This window comes from Pseudomonas sp. TCU-HL1 (assembly GCF_001708505.1).
GTDB lineage: Bacteria > Pseudomonadota > Gammaproteobacteria > Pseudomonadales > Pseudomonadaceae > Metapseudomonas.
On the sequence record NZ_CP015992.1, the window covers coordinates 528,694 to 544,929 of the forward strand.

Sequence of the window (16,236 nt, forward strand, 5' to 3'; positions counted from 1 at the left end):
GAATCTGTGCCTCACTGCTGTTACGCGTTGTCTTCGAAGCTCGCCCTCACTCAGGAGAACCTCCCGTGTCTGCGCTTATCAACCAGCTGAATACGCTCTGGGCCCCGCGACTGCTGAGCGTGCTGCGGATCGTCGCCGCCTTCCTGTTCCTCCAGCATGGTACGGCCAAGTTGTTCGGCTTCCCGCATGTCGCCTATTTCGATGAGTTGAGTCTGTTTTCCCTGATTGGCTTCGCCGGGGTGCTCGAGGTGGTGGGCGGCCTGCTGCTGCTGTTCGGCCTGCTTACTCGACTCACCGCCTTTATCCTGTCCGGTGAAATGGCCTTTGCCTACTTCATGGGGCATGCCCCCGATGGCTGGATCCCACTGCTGAATGGGGGCGAGCCGGCCATTCTGTTCTGCTTCATTTTTCTCTATCTGGTTGCGGCCGGGGGCGGCGCCTGGAGCCTCGATCGGCGGTTATGCCGTGGCAAACCGGGTTGCGATTGGGCCTAGCGCGGTCTTGCCGAAGGGGCCTGCCCGGCTGACCTTCGGCGTCGCACTCCGGGCCGCGCCAATGCGATACCGGCTCAATCCCGCACGCGGCTGAACACGTAGTCGTGGTTCTTCTCGGCGGTGTGGCAGGCATAACAGGCCGTGGCGGTATCGCTACCGACCACGCGCTGGGCCGGGTCACCGCCGCCAAAGCCTTCAAAGCCCCAACCGCCGGTCGCAGCGAATTGCCGGGCATCCTTATGCATCACGCCTACGACCTTGCGCGAGCCCTCGGGCACGGCATGGTCGGCCCGCTGCGCCTCATTCTGCACAGCGCGCCGCAGCTTCCTCCGCACCTCTGACTCGAAACGTCAACAGTCCCTAGCCGCTCCACCATAGACAGCCGAAACCAGGCATGGCGGTACGACATCGTCCCCTGCGGGAGGTTGCTGCGAGGTGGGCGTACGACAGGCTCATGTATTACCAGGCGTAATAGTCATGAGCGACCTTTCTATTTATAGGTAATTTCAAACCGAGAGTAACATCCGCTCCATGCACTGAGGGGCGTCGAGTAGCGCTGTTTGCGAGTCCTTGCTTCGGCTTCGCCGATTAGCGATCGCCGCTCCTATCCAAGAGAACAAGTATTAGAGGAGCCCGCATGTCCTTGTCCTTCCCGCTCAACCGCGAGCATTTCGAACGTCTCGATCGTGATGACCCCCTTTGCGACTCGCGCGCCCTATTCGATCTTCCATCTGGTGAGATCTATCTCGATGGCAACTCCCTGGGCGCCATGCCCGCTCATGTGCCAGCGCGCCTTGAGCGAGTTCTGAAGCAGGAGTGGGCCCATGGTCTGATCCGCTCCTGGAACGACGCGGACTGGTATCCGGCACCGCAACGCACCGGCGGCAAGATTGCGCGCCTGATTGGTGCGGGTGCCGAAGAAGTGATCGTCGCCGACTCCACGTCCATCAACCTGTTCAAGGTGCTGGTAGCCGCCACCCGGATGCGTCCCGGGCGGAAGGTGATCCTGGGCGAGAACGGCAACTTCCCGACTGACGTCTACGTTGCCTCCGGCGTGGCTGAGCTCACTGGTTGCGAACTGCGCTGCGTCGAGCCGGAGCAGGTGCTCGAGGCCCTGACCGAAGACGTTGCGATCCTTTCCCTGACCCATGTGAACTACAAGTCCGGCCGGCGCTACGACATGGCCGCCATTACGGCCCGTGCCCACGAAGTGGGCGCCCTGGTGGTCTGGGATCTGTGCCACTCCGCTGGCGCGATGCCGATCGACCTGAATGGATCGCAGGCCGACTTCGCCGTCGGCTGTGGCTACAAGTACCTGAACGGCGGTCCCGGCGCCCCGGCCTTCGTCTATGTCGCCGAACGTCATATCCCCCATGTCCGTCAGCCACTGACCGGCTGGCATGGGCATGCCCGGCCCTTCGCTTTCAGCCACGACTACGAGGCGCATCCGACCATCGATCGCATGTTGGTGGGCACCGCGCCGCAGCTGGGCGTGCTGGCACTGGAAGCGGCGCTGGAGGTGTTCGATGGCGTCGACATGCAGGTGCTGCGCAAGAAGAGCGTCGCGCTGTGCGACCTGTTCATCCAGCTCTGCGATGAGCGGTTGGCGGGGCTGGGCGTGGAGCTGCGCTCGCCGCGCGATGCCGAGCAGCGGGGTAGCCAGGTGTCGCTGGCCCATGCCGATGCCTATCCGGTGATGCAGGCCCTGATTGCCCGTGGGGTGATCGGCGACTTCCGCGCGCCAGACATCCTGCGCTTCGGCTTCGCGCCGCTCTACAACCGCTATGTGGACATCTGGGACAGCGTCCAGGCGCTGCGCGAGGTCCTCGAAAGCGGCGAATGGAATCGCCCGGAATTCATCGCCAGGAAGTCGGTGACCTGATCCCTCCCTTTCAAGACCGGAGCAATCGAGCATGACAAAAACAACAAGCTCTTTCGACAACTTGGTCCAGCGCGAGCAGGGCCTGAAACAGAGTCTGAGCAGTGGCCAACTGTCCATGATTGCCATCGGTGGCGCCATCGGCACAGGGCTGTTCCTGGGCAGTGGCTTCGCCATCGGCTTCGCTGGGCCCAGCGTGCTGGTCAGTTACGCGATCGGCGCGGTGATCGCGCTACTGCTGATGGGCTGCCTGGCGGAAATGACAGTCCGCCATCCGACCTCGGGCTCCTTCGGCTCCTTCGCGGAGTTCTACGTGGCACCCTGGTTCGGTTTCCTGATCCGCTATGCGTACTGGGCGTCGATCGTCTTCGCAGTGGGCACCGAGATCACGGCGGCCGCCATGTACATGAAGTACTGGTTCCCGGATGTGCCGGGCGGCTACTGGATGGTGACCTTCTCCACGGCGCTGGTGCTGGCCAACGTCCTCAGCGTCAAGGTCTTCGGTGCCATCGAGTACGTATTCTCGTTGCTCAAGCTGTGTGCCATCGTCGCCTTCATCCTGCTGGGCGCCTGGGTGGTCTATGGAGCGCCGGCGGACTCCAGTATCGGTTTTACCAACTACACCAACGATCGCGGTTTCTTCCCCAATGGCTACTGGGGTACCTGGGTGGCCGTCATCGTGGCGTTCTTCAGCTATCTCAGCATCGAGATGATCGCGGTGGCGGCGGGCGAGGCGCGTGACCCTAAGCGTGCGGTCACCCGTGCCTTCCGTATCACCGTGGTGCGTCTGGTGGTGTTTTACCTGCTGACCCTCGCGCTGGTCCTGGCGATCCTGCCCTGGGGACAGAACAACGGTGGCCAAAGCCCCTTCGTCACGGTTATGAACGCGACCGGTGTCCCGTACGCGGGGGCGGTATTCAATGCGGTGATCCTGATCGCGGCTCTGTCGGCGATGAACAGCCAGCTCTATATCACCTCGCGGCTGATGTTCAGTCTGGCCCGTGCCGGACAGGCACCTGAGCTGTTCGGCCGGGTGAGCACCAGGGGGGTTCCGCTGCCGGCCCTGCTGCTCTCGTCCTTGGGCATCGGCCTGGGTACCCTGCTGTACATCGTGTATCCGGAAAAGGCCTTCACACTGATGATGTCCATCGCCATGTTCGGCGCGATGTTCACCTGGGCCGGAATCTTCCTCACCCACCTGTTCTTCCGCCGTCGTCAGGACAGCGAATCCCTGGAGTTCCGTCTCTGGGGCTATCCCTGGACCAGCCTGGCCGGCCTGTTGCTGATGCTGGCGGTGATGCTGACCACGCTGTTCACCGAGGAGTTCGCCCTGACCCTCGTCTGTGGTGTGCCGTTCCTGCTGCTGATGGGGCTGATCTACATCTTGCGCTTGCGCAAGTCTCGGCCCGTCGAAGGTGAGGCGCCCAAGCCTCTGCCGATCCGGCACTGAGTCCAGCCCGGCCTGATCCGGAGATCGGGCCGCCCACTCCCTGAGCGATCAATTCCCGGGCGCCTTGCCGCCCGGGACGGGAGAGGCTTGCCCTCTCATTCCTTCCATCCAGATGTACGAGGAGTGCCATGCGAGCCTTCCGATCAGTCCTGCTCGTGATTCCCGGCCTGCTAGCCATGCCGACCCATGAGGTCGTGGCCGCCCAGGGTTGGGATAGCACCATCGAGGAGAGCAGGCTCAGGCTTCTGTTGCGCAACTCCTATTTCAATCGCAGCAAGACTGAAGGGCGTCGAGACAGTCGGGACTGGACCCAGGGTATCAACCTGGACTTTGCGTCCGGCTTCACGCCCGGCACTTTGGGGGTAGGGTTGGATGCCTTCCTCTACCAGGGCCTCAAGCTGGATGCCTCGGCGGGCAAGGCCGGGACGGGCAACCTTCCGGTACGGGACGACGGAGCGCCTGCCGACGAGTACGCGAAGGCTGGCGCGGCGCTTAAGCTGCGGGTATCGAAGACCGAGCTCAAGGTGGGCGAGCAGCGTCCAGATACGCCGGTGTTCGGGGTCAGCCACTTTCGCATCGTTCCGCAGACCGCCACGGGCCTGTCCCTGCGCAGCCAAGAGCGGGACGACCTGGTGTTGCAGGCCGGCCATTTCATCTCGGCTACCAGTCCGGTAACCACCAACACCGACGGTGATCTCTGGGCCGTCATGGCCGGTGTCACCACCCCTCGCGCCGACTATGCAGGCGGTACCTGGCAGTGGGCGCCGGGACTCTCCCTGGCGCTCTATGGAGCGAGATTCGAGGATGTCTGGCACCAGGGCTACGCGAGCCTGGACGGGCGCTTCGCGCTGGGAGGCGAGCGGGAATCGGGGGTGAACCTGACCCTGTACCGAACCACGAACACGGGCGAGGCACGGGCCGGTGACATCGACAACCTGACCCTGGGCACCTCGGCCTACCTGCGCCTGGGGAACCACCGTTTCTTGCTCGGACTGCAGAAAGTCCAGGGTGACACGCCATTCGATTACCTGGGGGTAGGGGAGAACGACCGGAATGGCCGCAACGGGCGCGACCAGGGGGCCTCCATCTGGCTGCCGAACTCCGCCCAGTTCTCCGATTTCAATGGTCCGCACGAGCGCTCCTGGCAGCTCCGCTACGACTACTCGTTCGCGGACTGGGGCCTGCCTGGCAGCTCGATGATGGTCCGCTACATCGAGGGCGACCAGATCGATGGAAGCCGGACTCCAGCCGGCAGTCCCTACGCCGGGCGCTACGGGGCCGACGGTTCGCACCGGGAAACCAACCTGGAGTTCCGCTACGTGGTGGCGTCCGGCCCGGCCAAGGGGCTGAGTGTCCGGCTGCGCCAGGCCTGGCATCGCGCCGATGCCGGTCAGGGGCCCGGGGACCTCGATGATTTTCGGCTCATCACCGATTACCCCCTGGACATTCTTTAGCGCCTCGCGGGAGGCAGCCTGTCTGGTGGGCGATGGGAACAAGGGAATTGTTCGGAATGGATTCCGGATGTCGTGAAACGCAAAGACTGCCCGATGGGGCATAACCAACGGAGTAAATAATGAAAACAATGCGGCTCTCTGTTAAACCCGCCAACCCCTTCGCACGCAGCCGCCTGGCGCTTTCGCTGGTGCTCGGCCTCTTCGCGAGCTCGAGCCTGCAGGCCGAAGAGCATGGCCCGATCAACATCGTCGACCCCCTCGTCAAGCGCCAGACGGAGCTGTCCCCGGACCGCACCCCGCCAGCGCCCGCACCGGGCAGCTACGGCATGGACAAGGCCACAGGCAAGTTCATCCCTCCGGTGGCGACGCCCTTTTCCCATGATGGCCACCCGTTCGAAGGGCAGCTGGATCACTGGGATACCAAGAGCTACATCAAGAACATGAAGGTGGAGGCCTACTACCCGATCACGGTCGAGCCCTTCCACACCTGGCAGAACATCGTCGACTTCGATGGCAAACGCTATCTCTACCAGTACGTGCGGCGCAGCCTGAAGATATTCGATATCACCGATCCCAAGGACGTCCAGCTCATTCACACCAAGGGCTCGACCTGGGGACCGAATGGCCCGAGCGAGGAGGTCAATCCCTATCCGGCGGAAGACATGTTCGGCGCGGCTTCGATCCAGTGGTACAAGAAACTGGGCAAATACATCATGGTGCAGTCCTTCGAGATTCGCCGCTTCGGGGTTCTGGAGGACAAGTACCGCGAGCCGGAGAAGGTCGAGGCGATTCGCAAGTCCAAGCACCTCAAGGGTTTCAAGGTCTACGAGATGAATGGCCCGCTGCCGCAGGACTGGAAGCTGATCGCGACCCGGACCACCGACATCGAGCATCCCGATGCGCCGATCGGTGAGCAGGAGGGCTCCGGCGTGCGGGACATTCCTGCCTACTTCGGTGGCGACATCATGTACGTGGCCGCCGCGCCGAGCGACAAGTACGGCCTCACCGAGTACCCGAACGACCTCTACAACGCCGGCTACCAGTCCTGGGACATGTCGGACCCGAGCAACCCCAAGTTGCTCGACGTTTTGACCGTGCCCGGTCAGATTGTCGGTGAGCCGGAGCACGAGGCGGTGTTCAAGGCCAACCCACGCGCCGGCAACCGGGCGTCCTGGATGGGCGCGCGCATGTCGCTGTTCATTCCCAAGCCGGTGGAGCAGGGTGGCAAGTATGGCTACGCCGCCATGGGGGGCATGGGGCTCTACGTGGTGGACATCACCGATTCGTCGAACATGAAGGTGGTGGGGCACGTCGAGTTCCCGGTCAGCGTGGCCGGTACCGAGGGCGACAACATCGATGTGTCCCAGGTGGAGAAAACCGGGCTGATCTACTTCAGCGGCTACCCGCTGGCCGAAGACTGCTACGAGGCTGCCAAGAACATCTACGCCGTGGATGTGAGCAACCCGGGAAAACCCTCCATCAAACATACGCTGCCACGTCCGACGCCGCCGGCCGATGCCGGGTTCACCGACTTCTGCCAGCGCAAGGGCAGCTTCGGTCCGAAGCGGACCGGCTACTACACCCAGCCCGGCGTGTCGCGTGAGGGCATCCTGCCGTACGCCTACTACAACGCGGGTGTGCAGGTGTTCGATGTCAGCAACCCGGAGAAACCCACCATCGGCGCCTACTTCGTGCCGCCGTTCGATACCAAGAACGTTGTGAGCTACGCCATGGGCAACCTCACCCACGGCACCTACACCGAGTACGACCGCAACCTGATCTGGGTATTTACCAACCACGGCTTCTATGCGCTGTCGACCCCGCTGCTGGGGGAGCCCAGCTTCGAGGCGCCCAAGAAGCCCTGGCCGTCCAGGGATTGATCCAGCCTCGCAATAACCACCAAACCCAATAAGAAATTTGGCCGCGGCAGCAGGGGAGATTGCTGCCGCGAGCCTTTACTCGATCTATCGGAGCATCACATGCGCAAACTTTTACTCGCACTTCCGCTTGTGAGCGGATACGCCTGCGCGAGCATCGAGATTTCCGGTGTCCTCGACGTCAACTACGAGGTGGCCACGTCCGGCGGGATGACCGAGGAGCGCGTCACCGGGGGGGGCTTGAGCACTAACCGCGTGCAGTTCAAGTGGCAGGAAGAGGTCACCGAGGACCTGTCGCTGAAGACCGTCTACGAGGCACAGTACAACCCACACTCAGATGACGATATCGGCAAGCGCGAGGTCTACGCCCAGGTCATTTCCAAGCGCTGGGGAACCCTGAGCACCGGCCGCCAGGACACGCCTTCCGCCAACGCCTACGGTTACGCCGACCCGCTGTACAACAACGACTACAGCCTGATCAGCAACATGGGCGTGTTCTACGCGCCGTGGCGGGTGGACCGCTCGCTGATGTACATCAGCCCGCGGATCAACGGTTTCGAGTTCCGCGGCATGGCGACCCAGGGGGAGAACGACGGCAGTCGTGACGGTCGCGTCTACAGCGTTGCCGTGGATCGCTGGACCGACAGCCCCTGGTATTTCTCGGCTGCCCTGGACCGCCAGTACCAGCGCAACCTGTGGGACAAGCACACCATGGAGCAGTCCACCGACGCCTACCTGACTGCGGTGTACACCATGGGACGGACCGATCTGTCGGCGGTCTACCACCGCTACGTCGGCTACTACGCCTACGCGCCCTGGGTGGATTTCGAGTCCAATGGCAGCGACCTGCAACTGGGGCTGCGGCACAATTTCGGCAACAAGCACAACGTGGCCGTCAGCCTCATGTACAAGGATGATCGCAAGGACGAGGCGCTGAGCGACGCCACCGGGCTCAACCTCGGCTACATCTACAACTACGACAAGAACACCGACCTCTATGGGGTTTACGGCTACGTCCATCACAATCGGGACTCCGAGATCCGCTACCCGATCAGCTGGAACCTGGAAAACCCGTTGCCGGACGAGAACCCGCAAGGCCTGCAACTCGGCGTACGTATCAAGTTCTGAGGTTCCGTATCCCGCGCCCCGCTTGCCGGCGGAGCGCTTCCCCCTTGCCGGCCGGGTATTCCCACCCGGCCGGTTCTCCTCTCCGGCCCGGTCCCTCTGCTCGCACATCGCCTGGCGTTCCGCTCCACAGCCAATCATGAGCCTTCAGCCGCAGCTGTTCAGCCCGTGCAACGCAGGCATCCCTGACTCGATCCTGCTTATGCGCAGCGGGAATAAATTTCCCGCGAGACGTAACAATGCGTAACAACCCGGCGTTTCCGATAGTCCGGCCAACTTGCCTGCAATCGAGGCAGGCTCCTTGATCCACGGCGATTTCCGGTTCGGGGAAGTGGTTTGGTCCGCATATTGCCTACATGTATATACAGGCACGATCAATGCTTTACGTGTCCGTATCAAACCACCTCAAACAAAAAGAGATGCCCATGAGAAAACTCCTGTCGATGCTTCTGCTTTCTACCTGCGCGCTCACCGGGTTCGCGGCCCATGCCGGTGCCATTGATGACGCGGTCAAGCGTGGCACCCTGCGCGTCGGCATGGACCCGACCTACATGCCCTTCGAGATGACCAACAAGCGTGGTGAGATCATCGGCTTCGAAGTCGATCTGCTGAAGGCCATGACCAAGTCCATGGGCGTCAAACTGGAGCTGGTGTCCACCAGCTACGACGGCATCATTCCGGCTCTGCTGACCGACAAGTTCGACATGATCGGTTCCGGCATGACCCTGACCCAGGAGCGCAACCTGCGCATCAACTTCTCCGAGCCCTTCATCGTAGTCGGCCAGACCCTGCTGATCCGCAAGGAGCTGCAAGGCAAGGTCAACTCCTACAAGGACCTGAACGACGGCCAGTACCGCATCACCTCCAAGATCGGCACCACCGGCGAGATGGTCGCCAAGAAGTTGATTGCCAAGGCCCAGTACCACGGCTTCGACAACGAGCAGGAAGCGCTGATGGATGTGGTCAACGGCAAGGCCGATGCCTTCATCTACGACGCCCCCTACAACGCGGTGGCGGTGAACAAGGCGGGCGCCGGCAAGCTGGTGTTCCTGGAAGAGCCCTTCACCTTCGAACCCCTGGCCTTCGGCCTGAAGAAGAACGACTACGACAGCCTCAACTGGATCAACAACTACCTTCGCCAGGCCAAGGAAGACGGCTCCTACGAGCGCATCCACGCCAAGTGGTTCAAGAAGACCGACTGGCTCAAGGATATGGAATAAGCCACCCGGTATCCGGCAGGCCCCGGCCTCAATCCGGGGCCTGCCGCACATGTCCTTAAAGCCCGCGGTCGAGATATATCTATGAATACGCTTATACGACGCCTGATGCCTGGCGGTGTGCTGGCTGGGCAGCCCGCTGGAACAAGTCTCCGGAAATCCGGCCAATGGCCATGGCATGCACTGACAGTTTTCTTGCTGATTGCGCTGGCCTATGGACTCTGGTACTCGACTTCGCTGATCTCCTACGAGTGGCGCTGGAACCGCGTGCCGCAGTACTTCGCCTACCAGGCAGAAGAAGGCCTGCGCGCCGCCGATTACGGCACTGTTACCACCATTGCCGACGCTGGCGACAAAGCACGCGTGACCCTGACCGCCAAGGGCGGCGAAGAGCAGGTGCTGGAAGTGGCCCGCGACAGCTTGCAGGTGAGCCAGGGCGACGATGTTTCCGAGGGCGACCAGATCGGCGTGACCCGCCACTGGACCGCCGGCCCATTGTTCTGGGGCCTGTGGACCACCCTGTGGATTTCCCTGCTGTCCGGTGCCTTCGGCCTGGTGATCGGCCTGTTCACCGGCCTCTGCCGACTGTCAAAAAATCCCACCTTGCGCGACCTGTCCACCGTCTATGTGGAGCTGGTGCGTGGCACGCCGCTGCTGGTGCAGATCTTCATCTTCTACTTCTTCATCGGCACCGTGCTGAACCTCTCCCGCGAGTTTGCCGGGGTGGCGGCGCTGGCGCTGTTCACCGGCGCCTACGTCGGCGAGATCGTCCGTGCCGGGGTGCAGTCCGTTGCTCGTGGGCAGAACGAGGCGGCGCGCTCCCTGGGCCTGACCGGCGCCCAGTCGATGCGTCATGTAATCCTGCCACAGGCGTTCAAGCGCGTGCTGCCGCCGCTGGCCGGGCAGTTCATCAGCCTGGTCAAGGACACCTCGCTGGTTTCGGTGATTGCCATCACCGAGCTGACCAAGAGCGGGCGCGAGGCCATCACCACCTCGTTTTCCACCTTTGAAATCTGGTTCTGTGTAGCGGCACTGTACTTGCTCATCAATTTGCCGCTGTCGCAAATCGCCACCCGTCTGGAGCGGAGGCTCGCGCAAAGTGATTGAAGTCCGTGAACTGATCAAAACCTTCAACGCCCGTGGCCAACTGGTGCGAGCAGTGGACAAGGTCGACACCTCGGTCGCGAGGGGCGAGGTATTGGTGGTCCTGGGGCCTTCCGGCTCTGGCAAGTCCACCTTTCTGCGTTGCCTGAACGGCCTGGAACAGTTCGACTCCGGCTCGGTGATCATCGACGGCGTCGACCTCTCCAACCCGAAGACCGATGTGAACGCCTACCGCCGTGAGGTGGGCATGGTGTTCCAGCACTTCAACCTGTTCCCGCACATGACCGTGCTGGAGAACCTCTGCCTGGCGCAGAAGGTGGTGCGCAAGCGCGGCAAGGCCGAGCGTGAGGCCAAGGCCCAGGCGCTGCTGGCCAAGGTCGGCATCGCGCAGAAGGCCAACGAGTTTCCCTCGCGCCTCTCCGGCGGCCAGCAGCAGCGCGTGGCCATCGCCCGCGCCCTGTGCATGGAACCCAAGGTCATGCTGTTCGACGAGCCCACCTCGGCGCTGGACCCGGAAATGGTCGGCGAGGTCCTCGACGTGATGAAGGGGCTGGCCCAGGAAGGCATGACCATGGTCTGCGTCACCCATGAGATGGGTTTCGCCCGCGAAGTGGCCGACCGGGTGCTGTTCTTCGACCACGGCAAGCTGCTGGAAGACGCCCCGCCGGCGCAGTTCTTCGAACAGCCCCGAGACCCCCGGGCGCAGGCGTTCCTTCGGCAGGTGCTCTGACAAGTGGGCCGCTGCGCGGCACTTGGCGAATGGATTCGCCTGTTTCCAAGGCGTGTTTCCGGAGGCTCGCGAGGAGCCCAAAAAAAGCCCCGCATCCAGGGCATGGATGCGGGGCCAGGAGGCCAAACCAAAGGAGTTCAGAGGCCGAAGAATTCCCGCGCGTTGCCGGCGGCGATGCGGGCCTTGTCGGCGTCGGTCAGGCCCGGGTGTTCCAGGACTCCGGCGCCGATGCGTTGCTCACCCAGCGGGAAGGGCGAGTCGGAGCCGAGCATCACCCGGTCCGGGCCCATCACGTCGACCAACAGCCGGAGGGCCTTCGGGTCGAAGACGGCCGAGTCGACGTAGAAGCGCTTGACGTAGCTGGAGGGCAGGTTGGGGCAGTCTTCGCGGACGATGTCGCGATGGCGCCAGGCGTTATCCACGCGCCCCAGCAGGAAGGCGAAGCTGCCGCCGCCATGGGCGAAGCACAGGCGCAGTGACTCCGGCAGGCTTTCGAAGGCACCGGACAGGATCAGCGAGAGGATGCCCAGCTGGGTTTCGGCCGGCATGGCCACCAGCCAGGGCAGCATCCACCTCTTCATGCGGTCGCGGCCCATCATGTCCCAGGGGTGGACCAGCAGCGGAATGCCCTCGGTGGCGCAGTGATGGAAGAAGGTCACCAGGCCGTCATGGTCCAGGTCATGGTTGCCCACGTGGTTGCCGATCTGCACGCCGATATGCCCGCACGTCTTGGCACGGCTGGCTTCGCGGCAGGCGACGTCGATGTCCTGCAAGGGCACCTGGGCCAGGACCTTGAGGCGCTCCGGGGCGTGGGCGGCCAGTTCCACCGCCCGGTCGTTCATCAGTTGGGCCCAGGGCAGCGCGCGTTCGATGGGCTGGTCGTAGCCGAACATCACCGGCGTGGCGCACATGACCTGAATGTCCAGCCCCTGCTCGTCAAGGTGCTCCAGCCGCCGCACCGGGTCCCAGAGTACGTCGTGCACGGGACGGAACGGCCGGTCGCCGAGCATGATCTGGCCCTGGCGGCCCTCCGTGTGCAGCCAGGGAGCACGTTCAGGGCTGAGGCGCGCGGCCTCGGCCTGGCTGATGCGGGGGAAGAAGTGGGAGTGGATGTCGATCTTCATACGGGGTGGCACTCGTTCAGGGTCCTGTGCCAGGTCTGCCAGTCACGACCGGGGTGGATCTCGCCGCATTGCGAGCAGCGGCGCTCGTCGTCCGAGGTGGCGTAGAACTGTTCGTAGACGGGGGGCAGGTCGGCGACGATGCTTTGCAACTGGAGCTCGTAGCGCTTGATCAGGTGACCGCAGCGGGCGCAGGACCATTGCAGGGCGTCGTGCAGACCCGCCGGGCGCTGGCGCTCGATGACCAGGCAGAGGCTGCCGGGCTCCGGACGCTGGGGGGAGTGGATGACATGGGGGGCCATCAGGTAGATGTCGCCTTCCTTCAGGTCCACGCGCTCGTACCGGCCCCGGTCCCAGATGTTCAGGTAGGCGTTGCCCTTGAACTGGTAGAAGAACTCTTCCACCGGATCATCGTGGAAGTCGGTTCGCTGGTTGGGACCGCCCACCACGGTCACCATGAAGTCGCTGCCCTGCCAGATCTGGCGGTTGCCGACCGGCGGCTTGAGCAGATGGGCGTTGTCCTCGATCCAGCGGGTGAAGTTGAGCGGCGGGCTGAAGCGGTGCTTGTCCATTGTTGTTGTCTCAGCGATGGCGGGGTGCGTAGGCGACGGCCTTGATCTCGATGCGCAGGTGCGGGTGCGGTAACTGGTGCACGGCAACCGTGGTGCGGGTCGGGCCGGTCTCGTCGAAGTACTCGGCATAGACTTCGTTGTAGCCGCCGAAGTCGTTCATATCGACCAGGAAACTGCTGATCTCGACCAGATCGGCGAGGCTGGCGTTCTCGCTGGCGAGGATGTCCCGGATGTTCTCGATCACGGCCCGGGTCTGGGCGCGAATGTCCAGGTTGGCGGTGCCCTGGGCGTCCACCTCGACACCCACGAAGCTGTTGTCCGGGCGACGCGAGCTGGTGCCGGAGACGAAGAGGAAGTCGCCGGCACGCTTGATGTGGGGGAAGCGTCCGCGGGGCTTGGCCTTGCCGGCGACGACAGTGGAGCGGTTGTCACTCATGGTTCGATTCCTTGTTGGCTCGGGTGCGGGTCAGAGGCGCACGTTGAAGCTGCTTTCGCCCAGTCCCTGGATCTCGACGCTGACGTGGGCGCCGGGACACAGTGCCTCGGCGGCAGTGGCGGCGCCGGCCATGACCAGGCTGCCGGCCGGCAGGACCCGTTCGGCGTCGTGCAGCAGGCGCGAGGCCTGTACCAGGCTGCGCAGCGGCTGGCCGAGGATGGCGGCGGTGGAGCCGACCTGGACCGTGCGGCCGTTCAGGCGCATCACCACGCCGGCGTTGGCCAGCCCGGAGAAGTCCCGGGACCAGGGGCCGACGGTCAGGCCGGAGGAGGAGCAGTTGTCCGCCACCACGTCCTCCAGGCTGAACTTGAAGGTCTGGTAGCGCGAGTCGATGATCTCCAGGGCCGGGGCGACCGCTTCGATATAGTCCGCGGCTTCCAGCAAGGTCAGCGGGTGGTCGATGTCACGGCGGGTGAGGAAGCAGACCTCTGGCTCCGCGCGCGGGTGGATGTAGCGCGACAGGTCCACCAGGCCGCCGTCCTCTTCCAGCATGGCATCGGTCAGCCAGCCCCAGATCAGGCTGTCGACCCCCATTTGGATCATCTTGGCGCGGCTGGTGAAGCCCAGCTTGATGCCGATGCAGTGCTCGCCATCGTCGTAGCGGCGCTGCAGGGAGGCGCGCTGGATCTGGTAGGCCTCGGCCAGGGAGAACGGCGTCTGCGCACTGAGCTGGGGCAGGGGCTCGGCGCGGCGTGCAGCCTGGTCGAGCGCTTCGGCGATGCGGGCGATATCGGTACTCATGGGCGGTTCTCCGGGTGGCGGGCCAGCAGGTCCAGGGCGACGTCGACGATCATGTCTTCCTGGCCACCCACCATCCGGCGTTTGCCCAGTTCGACGAGGATGTCGAGGGTCTTCAGCCCGTACTTCGCCGCCGTCACTTCCGCATGGCGCAGGAAGCTGGAGTAGACCCCGGCATAGCCCAGGCCCAGGGTTTCCCGATCGACCCGCACCGGGCGGTCCTGCAGCGGCCGCACCAGGTCGTCGGCGGCGTCCATCAGGCGGTAGAGGTCGGTGCCGTGGTTCCAGCCGAGGCGCTCGGCGGCGGCGATGAACACTTCCAGCGGCGCGTTGCCGGCCCCCGCGCCCATGCCGGCCAGGCTGGCGTCGATGCGGTCGCAGCCTTCCTCCACCGCGACGATGGAGTTGGCCACGCCTAGGGACAGGTTGTGGTGGGCGTGCATGCCGGTCTGGGTTTGCGGGTTCAGCACCGCCTTGAGGGCGCGCATGCGGTCGCGGATGTCGTTCATGTTCATCGCGCCACCGGAGTCGGCCATGTAGATGCACTGGGCGCCGTAGCTTTCCATCAGCTTGCCCTGCGCCGCCAGCTGCTCGGCCGGGATCATGTGGCTCATCATCAAAAAGCCCACGGTATCCATGCCGAGCGAACGGGCGTACTCGATGTGCTGCCTGGACACGTCCGCCTCGGTGCAGTGGGTGGCAATGCGCACCGAGCGGGCGCCGGCATCATAGGCAGCCTTGAGGTCATGCACGGTGCCGATGCCGGGCAGCAGCAGCACGGTGAGGCGGGCGTGCTCGATCACATCCGCTGCCGCTTCGATCCATTCCAGGTCGGTGTGGGCACCGAAGCCGTAGTTGAAGGACGAGCCTTGCAGGCCGTCGCCGTGGGTCACTTCGATGGAGTCGACATGAGCCTGGTCCAGCGCACGGGCGATGGCCTGCACGTGTTCGATCGAGTACTGGTGGCGGATGGCATGGCTGCCGTCGCGCAGGGTCACGTCGGAGATGTAGAGCTTCTTGCCGTTCATGCCGCGTCTCCGTGGTTCATCGCCTGGGCCATGCGTTCGGCGGTGGCCAGCGCGGCGGAGGTCATGATGTCGAGGTTGCCGGCATAGCTCGGCAGGTAGTGGGCGGCGCCTTCCACTTCGAGGAAGACCGACGTCTTCAGCCCGCTGAAGCGGCCGTGGCCGGGGATGTTCAGCGGCGCCGACTCGGGAATCACGTCGAACTGCACCCGCTGCTTCAGGCGGTAGCCCGGCACATAGGCCTGCACGGCGGCGGCCATTTCCTCGATGGAGGCTTCCACGTGCGCCTGGTCGGCGGCCTCAGAGAGCACGAGCACGGTGTCGCGCATCATCAGCGGCGGCTCGGCCGGGTTCATGATGATGATCGCCTTGCCGTTGGCCGCCCCGCCGATCACTTCGATGGCTTTCGAAGTGGTCTCGGTGAACTCGTCGATGTTGGCGCGGGTGCCGGGGCCGGCGGATTTGCTGGCGATGGAGGCGATGATCTCGGCGTAGTGGACCTTGGCCACACGGGACACCGCCGCCACCATGGGGATGGTGGCCTGGCCGCCGCAGGTGACCATGTTCAGGTTGGACGCACCGAGGTGTTGCTCCAGGTTCACCACCGGCACGCAATACGGGCCGATGGCCGCCGGGGTCAGGTCGATCACGCGCAGACCGGGCTTGTGCCCCCGCAGCAGGGCGTCGTTCTTCACGTGGGCCGAGGCCGAGGTGGCGTCGAAGACGAAGTCGATGTCCTGGAACACCGGCAACTTCACCAGACCTTCCACCCCTTCGTGGGTAGTGGCCACGCCCAGTCGTGCGGCTCGGGCCAGACCGTCGGACGCCGGGTCGATACCGACCATGGCGCCCATTTCAAGGTGCTGCGCGTTGCGCAGCACCTTGATCATCAGGTCGGTGCCGATGTTGCCGGAACCGATGATGGCGACCTTGCGTTTCTTGCTCATGGGGGCT

General features: G+C 63.9%; 16 protein-coding genes. 9 read left to right on the plus strand and 7 right to left on the minus strand.

The features are described 5' to 3' along the window. Window positions 1-65: 65 nt before the first annotated feature. The gene (locus tag THL1_RS02390; protein WP_069081788.1) at window positions 66-494 is read left to right on the plus strand and encodes a DoxX family protein; all 429 of its coding nucleotides are present in this window, start codon (window positions 66-68) and stop codon (window positions 492-494) included. A 74-nt stretch (window positions 495-568) separates the two neighbouring features. On the opposite strand, the gene THL1_RS02395 is transcribed toward THL1_RS02390, so the two are convergent. Then, complete coding sequence (locus THL1_RS02395) at window positions 569-805, minus strand: cytochrome P460 family protein (protein ID WP_237234758.1); 237 nt, start codon at window positions 803-805, stop codon at window positions 569-571. A gap of 326 nt (window positions 806-1,131) precedes the next feature. Between THL1_RS02395 and kynU the strand changes: the two genes are divergently transcribed. The 8 genes from kynU to THL1_RS02435 all read left to right on the plus strand — a co-directional run bounded on the left by kynU (window position 1,132) and on the right by THL1_RS02435 (window position 11,330). Further along, complete coding sequence (gene kynU, locus THL1_RS02400) at window positions 1,132-2,376, plus strand: kynureninase (RefSeq protein ID WP_069081789.1); 1,245 nt, start codon at window positions 1,132-1,134, stop codon at window positions 2,374-2,376. A 31-nt stretch (window positions 2,377-2,407) separates the two neighbouring features. Next, window positions 2,408-3,823: an amino acid permease gene (locus THL1_RS02405; RefSeq protein WP_069081790.1), complete on the plus strand. Its 1,416-nt coding sequence runs from the start codon at window positions 2,408-2,410 to the stop codon at window positions 3,821-3,823. 128 nt (window positions 3,824-3,951) lie between these two features. Beyond that, window positions 3,952-5,277 carry an OprD family porin gene (locus THL1_RS02410; protein WP_069081791.1) on the plus strand — a complete coding sequence of 442 codons (1,326 nt, stop codon included), beginning with the start codon at window positions 3,952-3,954 and terminating at the stop codon, window positions 5,275-5,277. Window positions 5,278-5,396: 119 nt separating this feature from the next. Next, window positions 5,397-7,157 carry a hypothetical protein gene (locus tag THL1_RS02415; protein WP_202969619.1) on the plus strand — a complete coding sequence of 587 codons (1,761 nt, stop codon included), beginning with the start codon at window positions 5,397-5,399 and terminating at the stop codon, window positions 7,155-7,157. A 99-nt stretch (window positions 7,158-7,256) separates the two neighbouring features. Then, window positions 7,257-8,282, plus strand: a complete 1,026-nt coding sequence (locus tag THL1_RS02420; protein WP_069081793.1) for a porin — start codon at window positions 7,257-7,259, stop codon at window positions 8,280-8,282. Between the two features lie 422 nt (window positions 8,283-8,704). Beyond that, window positions 8,705-9,499, plus strand: coding sequence for a transporter substrate-binding domain-containing protein (locus THL1_RS02425; RefSeq protein ID WP_069081794.1), 795 nt, complete (start codon window positions 8,705-8,707; stop codon window positions 9,497-9,499). Between the two features lie 105 nt (window positions 9,500-9,604). Next, window positions 9,605-10,603, plus strand: a complete 999-nt coding sequence (locus tag THL1_RS02430; RefSeq protein ID WP_069081795.1) for an amino acid ABC transporter permease — start codon at window positions 9,605-9,607, stop codon at window positions 10,601-10,603. Then, window positions 10,596-11,330, plus strand: a complete 735-nt coding sequence (locus tag THL1_RS02435; protein WP_069081796.1) for an amino acid ABC transporter ATP-binding protein — start codon at window positions 10,596-10,598, stop codon at window positions 11,328-11,330. Before THL1_RS02430 ends, THL1_RS02435 begins: the two co-directional genes overlap by 8 nt. 137 nt (window positions 11,331-11,467) lie before the next feature. Here the strand turns inward: THL1_RS02435 and THL1_RS02440 are convergent, their stop codons facing one another. From THL1_RS02440 to THL1_RS02465, 6 genes are read right to left on the minus strand one after another with little or no spacing between them, the layout of a single operon-like run. After that, complete coding sequence (locus tag THL1_RS02440) at window positions 11,468-12,454, minus strand: amidohydrolase family protein (RefSeq protein WP_069081797.1); 987 nt, start codon at window positions 12,452-12,454, stop codon at window positions 11,468-11,470. Next, window positions 12,451-13,023 carry a 3-hydroxyanthranilate 3,4-dioxygenase gene (locus tag THL1_RS02445; protein ID WP_069081798.1) on the minus strand — a complete coding sequence of 191 codons (573 nt, stop codon included), beginning with the start codon at window positions 13,021-13,023 and terminating at the stop codon, window positions 12,451-12,453. The genes THL1_RS02440 and THL1_RS02445 overlap by 4 nt, the downstream gene beginning before the upstream one ends. Window positions 13,024-13,033: 10 nt before the next feature. Then, window positions 13,034-13,459 (minus strand): RidA family protein, encoded by a 426-nt coding sequence (locus THL1_RS02450; RefSeq protein WP_069081799.1) that lies wholly within the window; start codon window positions 13,457-13,459, stop codon window positions 13,034-13,036. Between the two features lie 30 nt (window positions 13,460-13,489). Then, the gene (locus THL1_RS02455; protein ID WP_069081800.1) at window positions 13,490-14,260 is read right to left on the minus strand and encodes a 2-keto-4-pentenoate hydratase; all 771 of its coding nucleotides are present in this window, start codon (window positions 14,258-14,260) and stop codon (window positions 13,490-13,492) included. Further along, window positions 14,257-15,285, minus strand: a complete 1,029-nt coding sequence (gene dmpG, locus THL1_RS02460) for a 4-hydroxy-2-oxovalerate aldolase (protein WP_069081801.1) — start codon at window positions 15,283-15,285, stop codon at window positions 14,257-14,259. Before dmpG ends, THL1_RS02455 begins: the two co-directional genes overlap by 4 nt. Next, complete coding sequence (locus THL1_RS02465) at window positions 15,282-16,229, minus strand: acetaldehyde dehydrogenase (acetylating) (RefSeq protein WP_069081802.1); 948 nt, start codon at window positions 16,227-16,229, stop codon at window positions 15,282-15,284. Before THL1_RS02465 ends, dmpG begins: the two co-directional genes overlap by 4 nt. Window positions 16,230-16,236 lie beyond the last annotated feature (7 nt).